General features: G+C 62.6%; 5 protein-coding genes. 4 read left to right on the top strand and 1 reads right to left on the bottom strand.

What is annotated here, in order from left to right; all coding sequences use genetic code 11:
* Nucleotides 1–144: 144 nt before the first annotated feature.
* Both AC1DW9_RS36295 and AC1DW9_RS36290 read left to right on the top strand, forming a co-directional pair.
* Nucleotides 145–987: a transporter substrate-binding domain-containing protein gene (locus tag AC1DW9_RS36295; protein WP_476855389.1), complete on the top strand. Its 843-nt coding sequence runs from the start codon at nucleotides 145–147 to the stop codon at nucleotides 985–987.
* Between the two features lie 108 nt (nucleotides 988–1,095).
* A complete protein-coding gene (locus AC1DW9_RS36290; protein WP_441489912.1) occupies nucleotides 1,096–1,539 on the top strand; it encodes a type II 3-dehydroquinate dehydratase in 444 nt (147 codons plus the stop codon).
* Nucleotides 1,540–1,557: 18 nt separating this feature from the next.
* On the opposite strand, the gene AC1DW9_RS36285 is transcribed toward AC1DW9_RS36290, so the two are convergent.
* Entirely contained in the window at nucleotides 1,558–2,247 is a 690-nt protein-coding gene (locus AC1DW9_RS36285) for a TetR/AcrR family transcriptional regulator (RefSeq protein ID WP_441489913.1), read from the bottom strand.
* Nucleotides 2,248–2,457: 210 nt separating this feature from the next.
* Here AC1DW9_RS36285 and AC1DW9_RS36280 point away from each other — a divergent pair, with 210 nt between their 5' ends.
* Nucleotides 2,458–3,126 (top strand): amino acid ABC transporter permease, encoded by a 669-nt coding sequence (locus AC1DW9_RS36280; protein WP_441489914.1) that lies wholly within the window; start codon nucleotides 2,458–2,460, stop codon nucleotides 3,124–3,126.
* A 10-nt stretch (nucleotides 3,127–3,136) separates the two neighbouring features.
* Nucleotides 3,137–3,778: an amino acid ABC transporter permease gene (locus AC1DW9_RS36275; RefSeq protein ID WP_476777530.1), complete on the top strand. Its 642-nt coding sequence runs from the start codon at nucleotides 3,137–3,139 to the stop codon at nucleotides 3,776–3,778.
* The last annotated feature ends 195 nt before the right edge of the window (nucleotides 3,779–3,973 follow it).

The following is a 3,973-nucleotide window of genomic DNA, read 5'->3' as shown; positions in this document are numbered from 1 at the left end:
CTCTCGCTCTTCGGCGCGCGGCTGGAACGCCAGTTTGCCGCGGCAACACGCTGACGAGGCCGGCAACAGACACCGCGCCAATTCCGGCCAGGCAAGTTCAACCAGGCAAGATCAACCAAGCAAGATCAACCAAGGGAGTGAGACATGACATCTTCGAACAAGGGATTGCTCAACCGCCGTCAGGCTCTGTTGGCCGGCGCGGTCGGGCTTGCGGCGCCCGGCCTGCTGCTGCGGCCTGCGCTGGCGGTGACGCCGGCGGAGATCAAGGCGAAGGGCAAGCTGGTCGTGGGCATCCAGGGCGACAATCCGCCCTGGGGCTTCGTCACCAGCGCCGGCAAGCAGGATGGGCTGGATGCCGATATCGCGGCGCTCTTCGGCAAGGAGCTCGGCGTCCCCGTCGAGTTCGTGCCGCTCGAGGTCAATAACCGCATCCCGGCCCTGACCACGGGGCGCGTCGATGTGCTGTTTGCGACGATGGCGATGCTGCCCGAACGGGCCAAGGTGGTGCAGTTCAGCAAGCCCTATGTCGCCAACACGATCGTGCTGATCGGGCCGAAATCGGCGGTGATCAAGACGAATGAGGACATGGCGAAGTTCACTATCGGCGTGGCCAAGGGCGCAGCCCAGGATACCCAGGTCACCAAGAACGCGCCGGCCAGCACGACGATCCGGCGCTATGACGGCGATGCCCCCAGCATCCAGGCGCTGGTCTCGGGCCAGGTCCAGGCGCTTGGCGGCAACATCTTCTACATCCAGCGTATCGAGCAGGCCCGGCCGGGCGAATTCGAGAACAAGCTCGAATTCCAGAACCTCTACAACGGCGCTTGCACCCGGCAGGGCGAGAAGGAGATCAACGCCGCCCTCAACGCCTTTATCGACAAGATCAGGGCCAATGGCGAGCTCCAGAAAGTCTACGACAAGTGGATGAAGGTTCCCGTCCACAAGTTCCCCGACAGCCTCGAAGGCATCTCCTTCTCCGCAAGCTGAGCGCGCTGCTCGCTCGCTCCTTCAGATTTTGCCTGCAGGCCAGCCGCGTTGACTCCGGCCTGCACGCGCCTTGCCGCGCATGCGCGACGAGGCGCCAAGGATATCGACATGAGCAATCGCATCTACGTCCTCAACGGCCCCAATCTCAATCTGCTCGGCCAGCGCGAACCCGCGATCTACGGAACGACCACGCTCGATGAGGTTCGACAGCGCTGTATCGAGAAAGCCGGGACGCTGGGTTTCGAGATCGACTTCCGCCAGACGAATTTCGAGGGCGAGCTGGTGGAGAGCGTGCATCAGGCCCGCATCGAGGCGTGCGGGATCATCATCAATCCGGCCGGCTACACCTTCACCTCAATCGCGTTGCTCGATGCCCTCAAGATGTTCGACGGTCCGAAGATCGAGCTGCACATTTCCAACGTGCATGCCCGAGAGAGCATCTACCACAATTCGCTGATCTCCCGGACGGCGACCGGCATCCTGATCGGCTTCGGCGCAGCCGGTTACGAACTGGCGATCCAGGCTATGGCCGGCCTGGTCGGGCCCAGCTGATCCCTGCGCGCCATGCGGTCAGCGGCAGAGCATGCGAAGCACGGTCTCGATCGCGCTGAGCCGTCGGCGCTCGCGGGCTTCCGGCGCCCCCATGTCGTGCCCGAAGACCTGCTGGATGCTGGCCCGGTTGGAGACATTGTAGAAACTCAGCGCGCTGATCGTCAGATGGATGTCGATCGGGTCGAGACCCTCCCGAAACACTCCCTCGCGCAGTCCGCGCTCATAGACCTCGCCGATCATGTCGATGACCGAGAGGTTGAGATCCGCGATCTTGGGAGAGCTCTGGAGATGCCGGGCATGGTGGATGTTCTCGACCATGACGAGGCGGACGAAATCCGGATTGTCGGCGTGATAGTCGAAGGTGAAACCCGTCAGCGACACGATCGCTTCGCGCGGGGGCAGGGCAGCCAGATCGAGGCTGCGCTCGAAATTGCGGATCCGGGCATAGGCCTCCTCGAGCACGGCCCGGTAGAGTCCCTCCTTGTCGCCGAAATAATAGTAGATCATCCGCTTGCTGGTGGAGGTCTTCGCCGCGATCTCGTCGACCCTCGCACCACTCAGCCCATTCTCGACGAACTCGTCACGCGCGACCGCCAGGATATTGCGGCGAACGCCGTCGGGGTCCTGGGTCCAGCTCGCGGATTTTCGCGTGCCAGCCGGCCGCGCCGGCGAGGCCGGCATCTCATTCGTCTTGCGGCTTCCAAGCATGGACAGACCCCGGCGCCGACTGTGCGGCTGTAAATGAACCGTTCAGTTCAATTGACTTGACCAATTGAACCGTTTCGTACATTTAACATCGACAGGCGATCGCGCAAGCCGAACGATCGCTCATACTCAAGGCGCCCACCCAGAGGCGCTACCGCCAAAGACGGGAACCGGATCGACCCACTCAGAAGGTCGGCCGCTCAGGGAAGCGCCATGAACTACAAGCTTGATTTCACGCCTGTACTGGATGGGTTGCCGAGCCTTCTGACCGCCTGTCTGGGAACGCTGTTCCTGGCGCTCGGCGGCATGGTGCTGGCCATCGTCATCGGCATCGGCGGTGTTGTGCTGCGCGACTCGCGGATCAAACAGGTGCGCTGGCTGGTGATGGCTTTCGTCGAGCTGATCCGGAACACGCCCTTCCTGGTGCAGATCTATTTCATCTATTTCGCATTGCCGCTCCTGGGCGTGCGGCTCGACCCGACGCCGACGGCCATTATCGCGCTGGGCATCAATGGCGGCGCCTATGCCATCGAGATCATCCGTGGCGGCGTTCAGTCGATCAGCAAGGGGCAGGTCGAAGCCGGTCTCGCGCTTGGCCTGCACAAGGCGCAGGTCTTCCGGCTGATCGTTCTGCGGCCGGCGCTGCGCGCGATCTTTCCCTCACTGACCAGCCAGTTCGTGCTGCTGACGCTGACGACCAGCGTCGCCTCCGCGATCTCTGCCTATGAGCTGACCTCAGTCGCACAACGGATCGAGTCGGACAGCTTCCGCAGCTTCGAGGTCTACGGGACGGTGACGCTGTTCTACCTCGTCATATCCTGGCTGATGATGCGCTTCTTCGCGCTCATCTCCGGTCGGTATTTCAGCTATCCGGTCAAGTGAGGAGATCGTCATGGGTACAAACGAATTCCTCTTCCTCCTCGCCGGACTGAAATGGACGGTCTTCCTTTCGGTGATCGGCTTCGTCGGGGGCGGTATCTTCGGGCTCGGCGTCGCTCTGGCGCGGACCTCCGGTATTCCGCTGCTGGAGCGTGCAACCTCAGGCTATATCGCCATCTTCCAGGGCACGCCGCTGCTGATGCAGCTTTTCGTGGTCTATTACGGACTGGCGCTGATCGGGTTGAAACTCGACTCCTGGGTCGCCGTCTCGATCGGCTTCACGCTGCATGCCAGCGCCTATCTCGGCGAAATCTGGCGTGGCTCAATCGAAGCCGTGCCGAAGGGCCAGACCGAGGCCGCCAAGGCGCTGAGCCTGAACTATGTCTCGCGGATGAAGGATGTGGTCCTGCCGCAGGCTATCCGCATCTCGCTGCCGGCGACGATCGGCTTCCTGGTGCAGCTGATCAAGGGAACGTCGCTGGCTGCCATCGTCGGTTTCACCGAGCTGGCCCGGGCTGGCAACATCATCTCGAACCAGATCTTCCAGCCTCTCCTCGTCTTCGGGATCGTGGGGGCTCTGTACTTCGTCATGTGCTGGCCGCTCTCGCTCTTCGGCGCGCGGCTGGAACGCCAGTTTGCCGCGGCAACACGCTGACGAGGCCGGCAACAGACACCGCGCCAATTCCGGCCAGGCAAGTTCAACCAGGCAAGATCAACCAAGCAAGATCAACCAAGGGAGTGAGACATGACATCTTCGAACAAGGGATTGCTCAACCGCCGTCAGGCTCTGTTGGCCGGCGCGGTCGGGCTTGCGGCGCCCGGCCTGCTGCGCCCGGCCTGCTGCTGCGGC

The sequence above is a fragment of the Allobosea sp. P4_E12 genome (assembly GCF_056401655.1).
The sequence above is the reverse complement of the archived record's forward strand: the minus strand, read 5'-3'. Positions and strand labels throughout refer to the sequence as shown.

Bases quoted from the DNA above. Each gene is read 5' to 3' on its own strand.
- AC1DW9_RS36295 (WP_476855389.1), top strand. From the start codon at position 145: ATGACATCTTCGAACAAGGGATTGCTCAACCGCCGTCAGGCTCTGTTG.
- AC1DW9_RS36290 (WP_441489912.1), top strand. From the start codon at position 1,096: ATGAGCAATCGCATCTACGTCCTCAACGGCCCCAATCTCAATCTGCTC.
- AC1DW9_RS36285 (WP_441489913.1), bottom strand. From the start codon at position 2,247: ATGCTTGGAAGCCGCAAGACGAATGAGATGCCGGCCTCGCCGGCGCGG.
- AC1DW9_RS36280 (WP_441489914.1), top strand. From the start codon at position 2,458: ATGAACTACAAGCTTGATTTCACGCCTGTACTGGATGGGTTGCCGAGC.
- AC1DW9_RS36275 (WP_476777530.1), top strand. From the start codon at position 3,137: ATGGGTACAAACGAATTCCTCTTCCTCCTCGCCGGACTGAAATGGACG.